This window comes from Streptomyces sp. ITFR-16, assembly GCF_031844705.1.
Lineage (GTDB): Bacteria > Actinomycetota > Actinomycetes > Streptomycetales > Streptomycetaceae > Streptomyces.
The window spans coordinates 3516388-3532346 of sequence record NZ_CP134609.1 but is presented as its reverse complement, the minus strand read 5'-3'; the positions used below and the strand labels follow the sequence as shown (position 1 = coordinate 3532346).

Genomic DNA, 15959 nt, shown 5'->3' with positions numbered 1-15959 from the left:
GTTCGAGGCGCGGGGTCCGGGGCGGAGCCCCGGTTGCGGGGAGGGGCGGGGAGGGGCGGTCCCGCCCCGGGCGCACCCCTCGCCGCCCCACTCTGTCTTGTCATGGCCCTGGCGCAACAATCGCCCCGCCCCCCACAATGACCCAACGGCGTGGGAACGCTCCCACATTGCCTCCCCATTTATCGATCCCAGAAATGGGAGCGCTCCCGCACCCGCACGCCGCCGCCCCCAACCGAAAGGCCCCCGGTGAACGCCTCTTCGCCCCCGTCCCCCACCGGCCGTGCCCGCGTCCGGCGCCGTGTGTCCGGGGCGCTGGCCCTGGCCGCGCTCCTCGGCGGCGCCCTCACCGCGCCCGCGGCCGCGGCCGACGACGAACCCGCGCCCGCCCCGGAGCAGATCACCAACGGCGACTTCTCCGCCGGGACGGCCCCCTGGTGGTGGACCGCCAACGCCTCCGCCGCCGTCACGGACGGCCGCCTCTGCACCGACGCACCGGCGGGGACCGCCGACCCGTGGGACGTGATCGTCGGCCAGAACGACATCCCGCTCGTCGCCGGGGAGACGTACACGCTCACCTACACCGCGACCTCCACCGTCCCGCTCTCCATCCACACCAATGTGCAGATGGCCACCGATCCGTACACGAGCGACCTCTCCGCCACCGACCGGATCGGCACGGACGCGGTCCCCGTCACCCATGTCTTCACCGCGACCACCGACCGCGACGCCGCCCAGCTCGCCTTCCAGATCGGCGGCGGCGACCGGGCGACGACCTTCTGCCTCGACGACGTCTCCCTGCGCGGCGGCGCCGAGCCGCCCGTCCACGAGCCCGACACCGGCTCGCCCGTCCGTGTCAACCAGGTCGGCTACCTCCCGCAGGGGCCCAAGACCGGCACCCTGGTCACCGACGCGACCACCCCGCTGCCGTGGACCCTCAGGGCGGCCGACGGATCGGCCGCCGCTACCGGCACCACCGTCCCGGGCGGCGTGGACCCGACCTCGCGGCAGAACGTGCACACCTTCGACTTCAGCGCCGTCACCGCCACCGGGGACGGCTACACCGTCGAGGCGGACGGGCAGGTCAGCGAGCCCTTCTCGATCCGCGCCGACCTGTACGACACCCTGCGCGGCGACTCGCTGGCGTACTTCTACCAGAACCGCAGCGGCATCGCGATCGACGCGGACCTGGCCGGCGAGCAGTACGCGCGCCCCGCCGGGCACCTCGGCGTCGCACCCAACAAGGGCGACACGGACGTGCCGTGCCAACCGGGCGTCTGCGACTACCGGCTCGATGTGCGGGGCGGCTGGTACGACGCCGGCGACCAGGGCAAGTACGTGGTCAACGGCGGCATCGCGGTGGCCGAACTGATGGACACCTACGAGCGGACGCTCACGGCCGACGGGGCGGAGTCCGCCGAACTCGGTGACGGGGCGCTGCGGGTGCCCGAGCGCGGCAACGGCGTCCCGGACATCCTCGACGAGGCGCGCTGGGAGCTCGACTTCATGATGCGCATGCAGGTCCCGGCCGGGAAGCCGCTGGCCGGCATGGTCCACCACAAGGTGCACGACGCCCAGTGGACCGGCCTGCCGATGATGCCCCACCTCGACCCGCAGCAGCGCGAACTGCACCCGCCGACCACCGCCGCCACGCTCAACCTGGCCGCGGCCGCTGCCCAGTGCGCCCGGCTGTTCGCCCCGTACGACGCGGACTTCGCCGCCCGCTGCCGTACGGCCGCCGAGACGGCGTGGACCGCGGCGAAGGCCCACCCGGACGTGCTCGCCGACCCCGCCGACGGCACGGGCGGCGGGACCTACGAGGACAGCGACGTCACCGACGAGTTCTACTGGGCCGCCGCCGAACTCTTCACCACCACCGGCCAGGACACCTACCGGCAGGCGCTCCTCGCCTCCCCGCTGCACGGCGACACTGACGCGGTCTTCCCGGCCGACGGCGGCATGTGGTGGGGCGAGACCGCCGGACTCGGCGTGCTGACCCTGGCCACCGTGCCCAACGGCCTGCCCGCCGCCGAACTGGCCCGGGTCCGCTCCGTGGTGACCGCGGCCGCCGGCCGCTACGCGCGGCAGACCGAGGACCAGCTGTACGGCGTGCCGTACGCCCCGGCCGGCCAGAACTACGTCTGGGGCTCCAACAGCCAGGTGCTCAACAACATGATCGTGCTGGCCACCGCCGCCGACCTCACCGGGAAGGCCGAGTACCGCGACGCGGTGCTGCGCGGCGCCGACTACCTCTTCGGCCGCAACCCGCTCAACCAGTCCTATGTCACCGGCTACGGCGAGCGCGCCTCGGAGAACCAGCACCACCGGGTCTGGGCCCACCAGAGCGACCCCGCCCTGCCGCACCCGCCGCCCGGCTCCCTCGCGGGCGGGCCCAACCTCACCGCCCCCACCTCCGGCGACCCGGAGGCCGCGGCGAAGCTCACGGGCTGCGCGGCCGCCATGTGCTACCTCGACGACAACGGCTCGTACGCCACCAACGAGGTCGCCATCAACTGGAACGCCCCGCTGGCCTTCGTCGCCTCCTATCTGGACGACGCCGGGGACGGCGCGGGCCCGGCGCGCACCTGCCGCGTCACGTACGCCTCGCACCCCTGGAACACCGGCTCGACGACCACGGTCACGGTGAAGAACACCGGCACCGAGGCGGTCGCCCCCTGGTCCCTGACCTGGCTGCTCCCCGGTGACCAGCGGCTCGGCCACACCTGGAGCGCCGAACTCGCCCAGTACGGACGCACGGTGACGGCCGCGCCGCTGTCCTGGAACCGCACGCTGGCGCCGGGCGCCTCGGTCGACTTCGGGTTCAACAGCAGTGTCTCGGGCCCGGCGGCCGACCCGGGAACGGTCAAGCTGAACGGGAGGGCGTGCACGGCGGGCTGATCCGGGGCGGTGCACAGGGCCGGGCCCTGTGCACCGCCGCCCTCAGACCAACTCCTTCGGCAGCGGCGCCGCGTGAAGGACGATCAGCCCCGACACCGCACGGGTCAGCGCCACATACAGCCGGCGCAGCCCGGTCCGCTCGTCCGGCTCCCCGTCGACCACCGCCGCCGGTTCGTCCAGGACCACGTAGTCGTACTCCAGGCCCTTGGCCAGCGACGCCGGGACCAGCGTCAGCCGGGACTCGGCGGAGGTCTCCTGGCCGGGGGAGAGGTAGGAGTGGCCCGCCGCCGTCAGGGCCTCGGCCAGGGCCGGGACGCGTGCGTCGGCGGCGATCAGACCGGTCGAGCCCTCGTGCGTGAGGGACTCCTCGCAGGCCGCGACCACGGCCGCGTCCCGCACGTCCGCGCCCGCCACCTCCCGTACGGACAGCGAGCCCGGCGACTCACGTACCGACTCCACCGCCGCGAGGCCGGGGGAGATCACCGGCAGCAGCCGGGAGGCGTACGCGATCACGTCGCGCGGCACACGGAAGCCGGCCGTCAGCTCCTCGACCACCGCGTCGGACTTGCCCAGGTGGTGCAGCGCCTGCTCCCAGCTCTGCGTGGACCAGGGCGTCGTGCCCTGCGCCAGGTCGCCGAGGACGGTGGCCGACCCGGTCGAGCAGCGGCGGCCGACCGCCCGGTACTGCATGGGGGAGAGGTCCTGGGCCTCGTCGATCACGACATGGCCCAGTGAATGCGTACGCGCCACCAGGTCGGCGGCCTCGTCGATGAGCACCGCGTCCGCCGCCGACCACTTCGCGGACTTCACGCTGCGGGCCGGCCTGGTCCACAGGATCGTCTTCTGCTCGTCCTCGCTCAGCAGCCCCTCCGCGTGCGCCGCCAGGAACTCCGGGTCCGACAGCAGCCGCAGTACCAGTTTCGACGGGTCGACCGCGGGCCAGATCGCCTTCACGGCCGCCTTGACGGCGGGGGTACGGGCCACGGCGTTCTGCACCCGGTCGTCGGGGGCCTCGCCCGCCTCCTCCATCCGCACCAGCACGGCGTGCGCGATGCGCTGCGGCAGCGCCTCGTGCGCGGCCCCGTACCGCATGTCGCGGGCCAGCAGCTCCCGGACCATCTCCTCGATCTCGTACGCGGGCACCCGCCAGCGGCGCGAACCGCGCACCACCATCACGGGTTCCACCGGCATGGTCACGTGCGAGCGCAGCGCCCGGCGCAGCACCTCGGCCATGCGGGCGTCGCCCTTCACGACGGCGGCCGGTGCCTCGTCCGTGCCCCGGACCTCGACCTGCGCGGTCACCAGGTCCTCGACGGTCGCCTGCTTCACCTCCAGCTCGCCGAGGGCCGGGAGCACCTGCTCGATGTAGTGCAGGAAGGAGCGGTTCGGCCCGATGACCAGGGTGCCGGTGCGGGCGAGGCGGTCGCGGTGCGCGTACAGCAGATACGCGACCCGGTGCAGGCCGACGGCGGTCTTTCCGGTGCCGGGCCCGCCCTGCACACAGACCGTGCCGCCCAGCTCGCTGCGGACGATCTCGTCCTGCTCGGGCTGGATGGTCGCGACGATGTCGCGCATCGGGCCGACGCGGGGCCGCTCGATCTCCGCCTGGAGGAGCTTGCTCGTCCGCTCGGTCTCCGTCGGGTCGGAGAGGTGCTCGTCCTCGTACGCGGTGAGGTCGCCGCCGGTGTAGCCGAAGCGGCGCCGCCGGCCGACGTCGAGGGGGTCGTTGCGGGACGCGCGGTAGAAGGGCTGGGAGACCGGCGCGCGCCAGTCGATCACCATCGGGTCGCCCTCGGCGTCGTGGACGTGCCGCCGCCCGATGTAGAACTGCTCTCCCTCGGCGCCCTCGGCCTGTTCCGCGCCGACGGCGTGGAGGTAGTCCAGGCGCCCGAAGAAGAGCGGGGTGTGCGCGAGGTCGGCGAGCGACTTGATGCGGTCGGTGATCTGGGCCTGGAGCACTGCGGCGTTGACCCAGTTCGCCGTGACATCGCGGATGTCGAGGGCCTGGGCGTCCTCGCGCATCGCGCGCAGCGCGGCGCGCGATGCGGCGAGATGGGCGCGCTCATGGGCGAGGGGGTCGGTGGTGGTGTCGCTCTCGTGTGCGTGCGCGGGCACGGTGTTGCCTCCGGCATTCAACGCAGGACGGCGGACCGCACATCGTCCCCGGCCGTTGCTTGGGGGGCGATGCGGTCCGCTCGGGGATCGATCACGGGTACGTACGGGGGCGTACGTACGGCTGTCGGCCGGTTTCCGTCCGGTCGGCGGCGCTCCCCCGGCTGCCGGCGCGGGCCCTTGCGGGCCGCCGGTACCACGGTGCGGGAGGCGGGCAGACCGGCGATTGTATAGACCGGCTCCACTCCGCGCCAACGAATATCGCGGGGGTCCACCCCGTAGGGGACGCCGTGCGACCCGAGGCGTACGGGCACCGTCCCGGGCTTCCGTCTGCGGGGCGACGCGGTGACGGGTGTGTGCGGAGCACCATGGAAGACATGAGCACCGTCACCCTGAACCCCCGAAGGACCGGCCCCGCGCACGGCGCGACCGCGGCCACCGGTCATCCCCACCGTCACCGTGCCGGTGACGCGCTGCGCGCCGTCCGGGTCTTCGCGCGGGCCGCGTTCGGCGTGGTCGTCCTCGGTGAGTACGCGGAGGAGGCGGGGGTGCGCCGCACGCGCTGAGCGCGCCGCGCCCCCGCCCTCGTCCGTCAGCTGTCCGACAGCAGCTCGTCCGCGTCCACGATCCGGTACGCGTAGCCCTGCTCGGCCAGGAAGCGCTGGCGGTGGGCCGCGAAGTCCTGGTCGATCGTGTCGCGCGCGACCACCGAGTAGAACCGCGCCTCGTGCCCGTCCGCCTTCGGCCGCAGTACCCGGCCGAGCCGCTGGGCCTCCTCCTGGCGCGAGCCGAAGGTGCCCGACACCTGGATGGCGACGGTGGCCTCCGGGAGGTCGATGGAGAAGTTCGCCACCTTCGAGACGACCAGGACGTTCAGCTCGCCCTGGCGGAAGGCGTCGAAGAGCTTCTCGCGCTGGGCGTTGCTCGTCTCGCCCTTGATCACCGGGGCGTCCAGATGCTCTCCCAGCTCGTCGAGCTGGTCGATGTACTGCCCGATGACGAGGGTCTGCTCGCCCTTGTGCTTGCGCACCAGGGCCTCGGTGACCTTCCGCTTCGTCGCGGTCGTCGCGCAGAACCGGTACTTCTCCTCGGCCTCCGCGGTCGCGTAGGCGAGCCGTTCGGAGTCCGTGAGATTGACCCGTACCTCGACGCAGTCGGCGGGGGCGATGTAGCCCTGCGCCTCGATCTCCTTCCACGGGGCGTCGAACCGCTTGGGCCCGATCAGCGAGAAGACGTCCGACTCGCGGCCGTCCTCCCGCACCAGGGTGGCGGTCAGCCCGAGGCGGCGGCGGGCCTGGAGATCGGCGGTGAACTTGAAGACGGGCGCGGGCAGCAGATGCACCTCGTCGTAGATCACCAGACCCCAGTCGCGGGAGTCGAACAGCTCCAGGTGCGGGTAGATGCCCTTCCGGCGGGTCGTCAGCACCTGGTACGTGGCGATGGTGACCGGCCGGATCTCCTTCCGGGTCCCGCTGTACTCACCGATCTCGTCCTCGGTCAGCGAGGTCCGCTTCACCAGCTCGTGCTTCCACTGCCGGGCGGAGACGGTGTTGGTGACCAGGATCAGCGTGGTCGCCTTGGCCTGCGCCATCGCGCCGGCCCCGACCAGCGTCTTGCCGGCGCCGCAGGGCAGCACGACGACGCCCGAGCCGCCGTGCCAGAACCCCTCGACGGCCTGCTGCTGGTAGGGCCGCAGCGCCCAGCCGTTCTCGTCCAGCTCGATGGGGTGCGCCTCGCCGTCGACGTACCCCGCGAGGTCCTCGGCGGGCCAGCCCAGCTTCAGCAGCGTCTGCTTGACCTGCCCCCGCTCGGAGGGGTGCACGGCCACGGTGTCCGGGTCGATCCGGGCGCCGACCAGCGGCTGGACCTTCTTGGACCGGAGGATCTCCTCCAGCACGGGCCGGTCGGTGGAGGTCAGCACCAGGCCGTGGACCGGGTGCTTGGACAGGGTGAGGCGGCCGTAGCGGTCCATCGTCTCGGCGATGTCGACGAGCAGCGCGTGCGGTACGGGGTAGCGCGAGTACTTCACGAGCGCGTCGACGACCTGCTCGGCGTCGTGCCCCGCGGCCCGGGCGTTCCACAGCCCGAGCGGGGTGAGCCGGTAGGTGTGGATGTGCTCGGGCGCGCGCTCCAGCTCCGCGAACGGCGCGATCACACGCCGGCAGGCGTCGGCCTGCTCGTGGTCGACCTCGAGGAGGAGCGTCTTGTCGCTCTGGACGATGAGGGGTCCGGTCACGCGCTCGGCCCTTTCTGCTGCGGGGTGGCCGTGTACCGGCCAAACGTCCAGTGTGCCGCATGCGGGGGCGGTACGGGTTTGCCCGGTGCGGGCCTGTTGGTGCGGGTGCCCCGCACCGACAAGCCCGTCCGGCGGCTGAGGACGGAACCCCGGGCCCGGGTCAGGGTGAGCGGCGGTGGCCCCGGCCCTCGGGGCGGCGGCCCAGGTGGACCGCGGCGTGGGCGGTCCGGGCCAGCTCGCGGGCGTCCTGCGTGAACGTGTCGACGCGGATGCTGCCCCCGTCCCGGAGCTTGATCACGCACGCGAAGCCCATGCCGCGCGCCTCCGCCAGCGGGCGTCCGTCGTCGCCGTGCGCGCCGACGGACGCGATGTCCTCCCACGGGATCAGGGTCGCCGTGCCCGCCACCCGGTGCGTCAGCCCCCGTTCGTGGACGTCGAAGCACTGCTCACGCGTACGGAGCCCCTGCACCAGCCGCCAGATCCCCAGGCCCAGCCCCACCAGCCCGACGCCCAGGAGCAGACCGGCCAGTTCGGGGGCTCCCTCGGTGGTGCCGACGGACGCGACCGCCACGGGTATGCCGAAGGCCAGGCCCACCGCCCCGACGCCCAGCATCACGCCGGCCTGTACCAGCCGTCTGCCGCCGTCCGTGCGGTGCTCCCGGACGAAGCCGCCCAGCTGTCTGGCCGCGTCGGTGCGTCGCATGAGTTCCCCCCCAGAGTCGTGGACACGCCAAAGCGTGCCAGACGCGGCCGACGCCTTGGCTACTCCTCCGCCAGCTCCGCCACGCCCGTGATCCGGTGCAGGGGGTACGTGCGGACCTCGTCCGCCGTGTGGTCGTACGCGGTCACATAGCCGCCCTCGACGCGGACCGGGGCGATCACCCGCTGGCTGGCCGCGCCCTCCGCGTTGACGTAGCCGATCCAGACCGCGGAGCCCGTCATCGCGGCCGCCTGGACCGTGACCAGGGTCTCCGCCGACGTGGTGCGGGGCAGGGCGCCGGGCGCCGAGGCGGGGCCGGTGTCCTTGTGGACGACCGTGGCGGCCGTGTCCCCGGCCCGGATCGCCCGGACCGCCGCGCCCAGCAGCGTGGGGTCGGGCACGGGCGGGCCCTCCGGCACCGGCACGGGCGCCGCGCGGGGCGGGGTGCGGCGGGCCCCCGCGCGGGTGATCAGGACATCGCCGTCGGCGGACTCCGCCGCAGGCGCGTACCCCATCTCGCGCAGCCCGTCGAGCAGCGAGGCCGGGTCGATCTGCGCGGCCAGCGCCGTCGGGGCGAGCCGGCGCAGCCGCAGCGTGGCGGAGCGCTTGTCGGCGAGGATCTCGTTGAGCACGGCCTCGTCGTCGCAGCGTACGTACGCGGACGCGGCGCCGATCCGCAGATGGCCGTGGCGGCGGGCCACGTCGTCGATGAGATAGCTCAGCGGCTGCGGCACCGGCGTACGGCTGTGCGCGGCGAGGAAGGCGTGCAGATCGGCGGCGGACTGCCCGGCGTCCAGCGCCCGCCGTACGGACCCGGGCGTGAACCGGTAGACCGTCGCACCCCCCTTCGACTCGATGTCCGCCAGCGCGGCGAGCATGTCGGCGAGCGGGCGCTCCAGCGGGCCGGGCGCGACGGCCGTCAGGTCCGCCTGGAGCAGGACGTGGTCCAGGGGTTCCGGGATGAGCGGCGCGAGCCGGGCGGCGGCCTCGGCGGGCCCGTCGGAGAGCAGGGCGCGGGTCTGCGAGGCGAGTGCGCCGCGCCCCGTGATGCCGAGGAGCTCCGACTCGTTCAGCGTCCACAGGGCGATCCGGGACCGCAGATCGGTGGTGTCCCCGGCGGACGCGGAGGCCCCCCGCAGCGGCCGCTCCCAGCGCAGGCGGGCGAGCACGCTCTCGGGGTCCGGGGCGGTGCCGGGCGGCAGCGCGGCCAGCAGGGACAGCACCCGGTGGCGGACCTCCGGCGCGGCGGAGCGGTCCAGGTCGGGGCCGAGCGTGGACAGCGCCCGCCCCTTGGCGTCCTGCCCGCCCACCAGCCCGGAGGTCCGGGTGGCGGCGAGCCAGGCGGCGGCGAGCGAGACCCAGCGGTCCTCGGCGGGCAGCTCGGCCCAGTCGTCGTACGCCGGGGTCGGCGCGTACCGCTCGTCCGCCTCCCCGTCGGAGGCCAGCAGCCCGGCCGCGTAGGCGAGTTCGATCCAGAACGCGGCGACGGGCTCCGACACGTCCAGCGCGGCGGCGGTCTTCTTCAGCTCGCGGACGCTGAGCCCGCCGGCCCGCAGGATCGCCGGGCCGCCGCCGTTCCAGCTCTTCAGCAGCTCCTCGACGGTGGCCACCGCGAGGAACGCCTGGCCGGCCGCCGCACTGTCCACAGCCTGTGGATCGCGTTCGGCGACGGCCCGCACGGCCGGGGGCCGGGGCTCGGGCACACGGTGGGCGCGCCCGGCCCGCAGATGCAGCGCCGCCTCGCGCGGCAGGACGACCGTGCGCGTCGACACGGGCAGCAGCAGCCCGCGGTCGCGCAGCCACTTCACGGGCGGGGTGGGGTTCGGCGTCACCTCGCCGTACGGCGGTCCCCAGACGAGGCGGTCCAGCACCGACAGCGCCTCCATGGGCGCGGTGTCGAGGAGTTCGCCCATCCGGGTGCGGTCGGTGAACAGCGCCGTCAGCGCGTTCACCGCGGAGACCGGATCATGCGTGGCGGGCAGCCCGGCCGCCGCCAGGATCTCCTGGAGCCGGCCCGGCGACATGCCGGCGGTGGCCTCCGAGACGGTCGGCCCGAGGCCGGTGGGGGAGGGGTGCTGCGGGGACGGCGACAGCAGCTCGCGCGCCGTGCGCACCAGCCGCAGCCGGTCGTTCTCACCCCAGACCAGGGCCTGTTCGCGCAGCACCGCGAGGGCACCGGGCAGCGCGGCCACGATCGCGGCGCCCGCGTCGTCGCGGTGCTCGCCGTCATCCTGGCCGTCCCCCGTGAGCAGGGCGAGCAGGGTCTCGTACGGAGCCGGGTCGGGCGCGACCGCCAGCGCTTCGGCGGTCTGCAGGGCGAACCGGTCCAGGTGTTCCAGGGCGCGTACGACGGAGGCACGGGTGCCGGCGCGCGTCGCGAGCTGGGTGATGTCGCCGGGCACGGGGGTGAGGAGATCGGGCCGGGCACGCAACAGCCCGGCCAGTGACTCGTCGTCCCGGGCGCGCAGAGCCTCGGCGAGCGTCCGCGGTGGTGTGGTCATCCCCATCCGTCCCACGGTAGTCGCTCCGGACAGCCCCGAGGGCGCTACCGTCGGTGCAGGGCGGTAGAGGGGAACCAACGCGTGGGGATCGAGAGCGACCAGCTCGTCTACGACTACCTGAGCCGGGTCGGGGACCTGGCCCAGCAGCAACACCTGTCCTCGGGCACCCGGATGAGGCTGGTGGCGGAGCTCCGGGACGAGATCGACCGGCAGCGCGTACGCCAGGCGGCGGACACGCCCGCCGCGGTGCGCCGCATCATCGGCACCCTCGGCACCCCGGACGAACTGGTCGCAGCGGCGGCCGACGGAACGACACCGCCACCCCCACCACAGGCGCCCGACGCCGACGGACCTCCGGGCATCCCCCGCCCGCGCCGCTCCCGTCTCCGTAAGCAGAGCAGCACGGCGACGCCGAAAAGAAGCCCCCGGAAACCCGGTTCACGCAAGGGCGAGTCGGAGCCGCCCGCAGAGGTGCCGGCACCGTTCGCCGACTCCTCGTCACCGCACCGGGCGGGCACGGACGAGCTGGGCCCCACCGACGGGACGGAGTGGTGGAGCGTCGCCCCGGGCCCGTTCGGCGAGTTCGGCGCCGGAACCCAGGTCCCGGGTTTCCGGGGCGGGGTGGAGATCCCGGCCGTGCTGCGCCCACCGGTGGCGGACGAGGAGGAGGAAGAGGGCGAAGAGGAATACGAGGACGAGGAAGCGGAGCAGGTGGAGCAAGAGGCAGCCGGCCTCCGCCGCCGCCGCTGGCTGCCGAAACTCCGCAGAGCCGAGGACGCACCTCCCCGAGGCTTCACCCACCCCCTCCTCCTGCTCGCCGCCGCACTGCTGGTGACGGGCGCGGTACTGGGGTCGCTGCCGCCCCTCGCGGGCGGCTGGCTGCTCGCCTACAGCTCACGCAAGCTGTCGCGCGCGGAGGCGAAGTGGGCGGTGCTGGGCCTGCCCGGCCTGGTCGCGGCGGGAGCGGTCGTCTGGCTGTGGGGCAGGATGGAGGGCCGCTGGGGCGCCGCCATCCCGGAACACGGCATGGCGGACGCGCTGAGCGAGGTGTGGCCGGTGACGCTGCGCACAGCGGCGGTGGCCTCCGCCCTGTTCCTGATCTGGCGCTCCCGCCGCCGCCCGGAGTAGCCGGGACCCGCAGGCGCGAGGACGGCCGGGTGGGGGCGTGCAGGGGAGTCCCCGCAGGAAATGGCGTACGACCCGGGTCCCTCGCGGACCCGGGTGAACACGCCATTTCCGAGGAGTCTCCCCGGAGGGACCCCACCCCCACCCACCGGACAGAGCGCCCCCACGGGCAACCCGCACCATCAAGCCTGTCCGGCGATTGAGGACGGAACCCCGCACCCCCGGAACCCCGCACCCCCGGAACTCCGCACCCCCGGCACCCCGCACCTACGTCAGATCGGCCACCAGCTCGTCCAGAATCCTGTCCGCCGCCGTGTACCCGATCCCCTGGATCCACAGCTGGTCGTCAACGGCGAAGACCCGGCCGCTCTTCACCGCGGACATGTTCTTCCACAGCCCGCTGCCGGTGGTCCGCGTCTCCTTGGCCTTCACCGGATCGCCGTACGTCGAGTGGAACAGCACATCCGCGTCCGCGAGGTCGATCCGCTCGGGGCTGACGTCGTACGAGAACCCGTCCTTGGCCTTGTCCGTGATCGCCGGCCGCCCGAGCCCCACGTCCGCGAGGACCGTCCCGATGTAGTTCTGCTTGCCGTAGATCCGGATGTCCGCGCCCTCGATGAACCGCACCACGCCGACCTCGGTCGCGGCGGCCTTCTCCTTGCCGCCCAGCGCCTTCGTGACGTCCGCGACATGCGCGGCGTACGCGTCGGTCACGGCCTTCGCCTCGGCCTTCTTGCCGAGCGCGTCGGCGTGGACCCGGAAGTTCTCCTTCCAGGGGTACCCCGTGCTCTCCGTCATGACCGTGGGCGCGATCTTCGCCAGCTCGGCGTACTTGTCGCCGTGCCGGACCTTGCTGGTCAGGATCAGGTCGGGATCGAGCGCCGCGATCGACTCCAGGTTCGGCGTCAGCATCGCGCCGACGTCCTTGATTCCGGCGACCCGGTCCTTCGGCAGATAGTCCAGGAACCCCGACTTGACGTCCGCGTGCGTCGCGCCGACCGGCTTCACCCCGAGGGTGAGCGCGGAGTCCAGCTCGGCGGTGTCCAGGACGACGACCCGCTTCGGCGCGTCGGGCACCTCGACGTCCCCCATCGCGGTGCTGACGGTGTGCGTACCGCCCGAGGCACCGCCCGAGCCCTTGCCGGAGGAGTCCGACGACCCGCAGCCGGACAACGCGAGGGCTGCCGTCAAGGCGAGGGAACCTAAAAGAAGAGCAGACCGGTTGCGCGCAATACCACTCATGTCATGCCTTTCGATCAACAGAGACAGAATCAGAACGGACAGAACGGCCCCCGGCAGAACCGGACCCCCCGTCCCCCGGGCCCGAAGGGCTCCACGGCGCCCCCGGTACGACAAGCGGCGACCCCGTCACCGGATCCGGGACGATCACCGCCTCCAGGCCGAAGACCTCCCGTACCAGCTCGGCGGTGACGACGTCCTCGGGCCGCCCCTCGGCGACGATGCGGCCCGCCTTCATCGCGACGAGGTGGTCGGCGTACCGGGCGGCCTGGTTGAGGTCGTGCAGGACGGTGACCACGGTCCGCCCCCGGCTGCCGTCGGCGGCCGGCGCGGCCAGCCGCCGCACCAGGTCGAGGACCTCCACCTGGTGGGCGATGTCGAGGTACGTGGTCGGCTCGTCGAGCAGCAGCAGATCGGTGTCCTGGGCCAGGGCCATCGCGATCCAGACCCGCTGGCGCTGCCCGCCGGACAGCTCGTCGACCGAGCGGGAGCCGAGCGCGGTGATGTCGGTGCGCTCCATGGCCTCGGTCACCGCCCGCTCGTCCTCCGACGACCACTGCTGCCACCAGTGCTGATGCGGCTGCCGGCCGCGCGCGACGAGGTCGGAGACGGTGATGGCCTCGGGGGCCACCGGGGTCTGCGGGAGGAGCCCGATCGACTGGGCGATCTTCCTGGTGGGGATCCTCGACAGCTCGGTGCCGTCCAGCAGCACCGCCCCGCCGCGCGGCTTGAGCAGCCGGCCCAGGGCCCGCAGCGTCGTCGACTTGCCGCAGGCGTTGGGGCCGACGATGACGGTCACCTGCCCGTCGGGCACGGCGAGGTCCAGCCCGTGGACGACGGTGCGCTCCTCGTACGCGAGCGTCAGCCTCCGCACGGTCAGCCGACTGCTCACGGCATCCCGCGCCCCGCGCACGCCCCCCGAACCCTCCGCGTCCCGCTTCGCGTCCCGCTCGGTCGTGGTCATGAGTTGCCTCCCCTGCGGCCACCGTGACCGCGGATGATCAGCCAGATCAGATACGGGGCGCCGACCGCCGCCGTCAGGACGCCCACCGGCAGTTCGGTGGGCGAGAAGAGCCGCCGGGCCAGCAGATCGGCGAAGACGACGATCACCGCACCGAGCAGGGCCGAGCAGAGCAGCGGGATCTGCGCGGTACGGGTCATGCGGCGGGCGATCTGCGGCGCGAGCAGGGCGACGAAGTCGACCGGTCCGGCGGTTCCGGTCGCCACCGACGCGAGGACCACGCCGAGCGCGACGAGCCCCAGCCGTACGCGGCCGAGCCGTATGCCGAGGGCGGTCGCCGTGTCGTCGTCCATGGAGACACCGCGCTGCGCTCGGGCGGCCCACAGGACGGCGGGCAGCAGGACCAGCAGCGTCCAGCCGATGGGCGCGGCCTCGTCGTAGCCGCGGCCGTTGAGCGAGCCGGTCATCCAGATCTGCGCCTGCTGGGCGACGAGGTAGTCGCCCTTGGTCAGGAACAGGGTCGTCACCGACCGCAGCGCGATGGCGAAGCCGATGCCGATGAGGACGAACCGGGTGGCGTGCAGCCCGCCGCGCCAGGCGAAGGCGTAGACGAGGGCCGCAGCGGCGACCCCGCCGATGACCGACAGATACGGCAGCACGGTGTACGAGGTGATGCCGAAGGTCATCGCGCCGACGGTGAGCGCGCCCGCGCCCTGGCTGATCCCGATGATGTCCGGGCTGGCGAGGGGGTTGCGGGCCACGGTCTGGATCAGGGCCCCGGCGATCCCGAACGCGAGGCCGACGAGCAGACCCACGACCATGCGCGGCAGCCGCAGCGTACCGACGACGAGTTCGTCGGCGGACGGCCGCCCGAGGACGACCTTCACCACTTCCCCGGGGGCGACGAAACTCTCGCCGACGCACAGGTAGGCCACACAGACGACGGCCAGCAGCACGGCGAGAAGGGCGGCGACGAGGGCGGCCCGCCGGTGCAGCAGGAACCGCCCGCGCGCCCCTATCCGTACGAGGCTGTAGCCGGCGGGCCGCACGGCGGCTGCGGCGGACGTGGCGGCCGTGGTGGCGCTCACGCGGGCACCGCCTTCCGGCGCACCAGCGTGACCAGGAACGGCACCCCGATCAGGGCCGTCATCACTCCGGCGGGCACCTCGCTCGGCGGGAAGACGACGCGGCCGACGACATCGGAGACGAGCAGCATCACGGGTCCGATCAGGGCGGCCATCGGGAGCACCCAGCGGTGGTCGCTGCCGACGATCGCGCGGGCGATGTGCGGGACGGCGAGCCCGATGAACGCGATCGGCCCGGCGGCGGCGACCCCCGCGCCGGTGAGCACGGTGGCCCCGACGCCGCCGACGATGCGTACGGTCGCGATCTTCTGGCCGAGCCCCTTGGCCATGTCCTCACCGAGCGCCAGGGCGTCGAGGCCACGGGCGACCGAGAGCACCAGGACCGTCCCCACCAGCAGGAACGGCCAGATCTGCTGGGCCACCTGGGACTCGCGCCCGGCGATCGAGCCGACCTGCCAGAACCGGAACTCGTCCAGCGCGGACGCTTTTGTGGTCAGTACGGCCATGGTCACCGACACCAGCAGCGCGTTGATCGCTGCCCCGCCGAGCGCGAGCTTCACCGGGGTGGCACCGCCGCGCCCGCCGGAGGCGACGGCGTACACGGCGACGGACGCGACGGCGGCCCCCGCGAAGGCGAACCACACATACCCGGTGAGCGTGTGCACGCCCACGTACGCGATGGCCAGCACCACCCCCACGGACGCCCCCTGGCTGATCCCGAGGATGCCGGGGTCGGCGATGGGGTTACGGGTGATGCCCTGGAGCACCGTCCCGGCGAGCGCGAGCGCGGCACCGACCATCAGCCCGATCAGGGTGCGGGGGACCCGCATGTTCCGGATGACCTCGGCGGCGTCGGAGTGCCCGCCGTGCAGCAGGGCGTCCAGGACGGCGGACGGGGCGATGGTGCGCGCCCCCACGGCAAGGCTGAGCAGGACCGCCACCAGCAGCGCGGCGACGGCCGCCGCCGTCGCGAGAGCGCGTCTGGAGCGGCGTGGTGCGGCGGCTGACATCGGACCCAATCGGCGAGCGAAGCGAAGTAAGGCGGACCTAAGTCTAGGCGCCGCCCGTGCGCCCGGGTCCGGGGGCCGAGGGGGTCTTGCACCGT

Annotated in this window: 11 protein-coding genes; 3 read left to right on the top strand and 8 right to left on the bottom strand. The window is 73.5% G+C overall.

The window, feature by feature from the left end; all coding sequences use genetic code 11:
- The first annotated feature begins 246 nt into the window (after positions 1–246).
- A complete protein-coding gene (locus RLT58_RS15660; RefSeq protein ID WP_311310997.1) occupies positions 247–2895 on the top strand; it encodes a glycoside hydrolase family 9 protein in 2649 nt (882 codons plus the stop codon).
- 42 nt (positions 2896–2937) lie between these two features.
- On the opposite strand, the gene RLT58_RS15655 is transcribed toward RLT58_RS15660, so the two are convergent.
- The gene (locus RLT58_RS15655; RefSeq protein ID WP_311310996.1) at positions 2938–5010 is read right to left on the bottom strand and encodes a HelD family protein; all 2073 of its coding nucleotides are present in this window, start codon (positions 5008–5010) and stop codon (positions 2938–2940) included.
- Positions 5011–5384: 374 nt separating this feature from the next.
- Here RLT58_RS15655 and RLT58_RS15650 point away from each other — a divergent pair, with 374 nt between their 5' ends.
- The gene (locus tag RLT58_RS15650; protein ID WP_311310995.1) at positions 5385–5573 is read left to right on the top strand and encodes a hypothetical protein; all 189 of its coding nucleotides are present in this window, start codon (positions 5385–5387) and stop codon (positions 5571–5573) included.
- Between the two features lie 26 nt (positions 5574–5599).
- Here RLT58_RS15650 and RLT58_RS15645 read toward each other — a convergent pair whose 3' ends face one another.
- The 3 genes from RLT58_RS15645 to RLT58_RS15635 form a co-directional block, all read right to left on the bottom strand.
- Complete coding sequence (locus RLT58_RS15645; protein WP_311310994.1) at positions 5600–7243, bottom strand: DNA repair helicase XPB; 1644 nt, start codon at positions 7241–7243, stop codon at positions 5600–5602.
- A 160-nt stretch (positions 7244–7403) separates the two neighbouring features.
- Positions 7404–7946, bottom strand: coding sequence for a hypothetical protein (locus RLT58_RS15640; protein WP_311310993.1), 543 nt, complete (start codon positions 7944–7946; stop codon positions 7404–7406).
- 59 nt (positions 7947–8005) lie between these two features.
- Entirely contained in the window at positions 8006–10450 is a 2445-nt protein-coding gene (locus RLT58_RS15635; protein ID WP_311310992.1) for a helicase-associated domain-containing protein, read from the bottom strand.
- A gap of 75 nt (positions 10451–10525) precedes the next feature.
- Here RLT58_RS15635 and RLT58_RS15630 point away from each other — a divergent pair, with 75 nt between their 5' ends.
- Positions 10526–11572 (top strand): hypothetical protein, encoded by a 1047-nt coding sequence (locus tag RLT58_RS15630; protein WP_311310991.1) that lies wholly within the window; start codon positions 10526–10528, stop codon positions 11570–11572.
- A gap of 264 nt (positions 11573–11836) precedes the next feature.
- Here the strand turns inward: RLT58_RS15630 and RLT58_RS15625 are convergent, their stop codons facing one another.
- The 4 genes from RLT58_RS15625 to RLT58_RS15610 are packed head-to-tail and all read right to left on the bottom strand — an operon-like array spanning position 11837 to position 15864.
- Positions 11837–12811, bottom strand: a complete 975-nt coding sequence (locus tag RLT58_RS15625; RefSeq protein ID WP_311314531.1) for an ABC transporter substrate-binding protein — start codon at positions 12809–12811, stop codon at positions 11837–11839.
- A 1-nt stretch (position 12812) separates the two neighbouring features.
- Positions 12813–13772, bottom strand: a complete 960-nt coding sequence (locus RLT58_RS15620) for an ABC transporter ATP-binding protein (protein ID WP_311310990.1) — start codon at positions 13770–13772, stop codon at positions 12813–12815.
- A complete protein-coding gene (locus RLT58_RS15615; protein ID WP_311310989.1) occupies positions 13769–14857 on the bottom strand; it encodes a FecCD family ABC transporter permease in 1089 nt (362 codons plus the stop codon). Before RLT58_RS15615 ends, RLT58_RS15620 begins: the two co-directional genes overlap by 4 nt.
- Positions 14854–15864 (bottom strand): FecCD family ABC transporter permease, encoded by a 1011-nt coding sequence (locus RLT58_RS15610; protein WP_311310988.1) that lies wholly within the window; start codon positions 15862–15864, stop codon positions 14854–14856. The genes RLT58_RS15615 and RLT58_RS15610 overlap by 4 nt, the downstream gene beginning before the upstream one ends.
- Positions 15865–15959: the final 95 nt, after the last annotated feature.

Coding starts and splice junctions, on each gene's coding strand:
- RLT58_RS15635 (WP_311310992.1), bottom strand. CDS start 10,450: ATGGGGATGACCACACCACCGCGGACGCTCGCCGAGGCTCTGCGCGCC.
- RLT58_RS15650 (WP_311310995.1), top strand. CDS start 5,385: ATGAGCACCGTCACCCTGAACCCCCGAAGGACCGGCCCCGCGCACGGC.
- RLT58_RS15610 (WP_311310988.1), bottom strand. CDS start 15,864: ATGTCAGCCGCCGCACCACGCCGCTCCAGACGCGCTCTCGCGACGGCG.
- RLT58_RS15625 (WP_311314531.1), bottom strand. CDS start 12,811: ATGAGTGGTATTGCGCGCAACCGGTCTGCTCTTCTTTTAGGTTCCCTC.
- RLT58_RS15640 (WP_311310993.1), bottom strand. CDS start 7,946: ATGCGACGCACCGACGCGGCCAGACAGCTGGGCGGCTTCGTCCGGGAG.
- RLT58_RS15620 (WP_311310990.1), bottom strand. CDS start 13,772: ATGACCACGACCGAGCGGGACGCGAAGCGGGACGCGGAGGGTTCGGGG.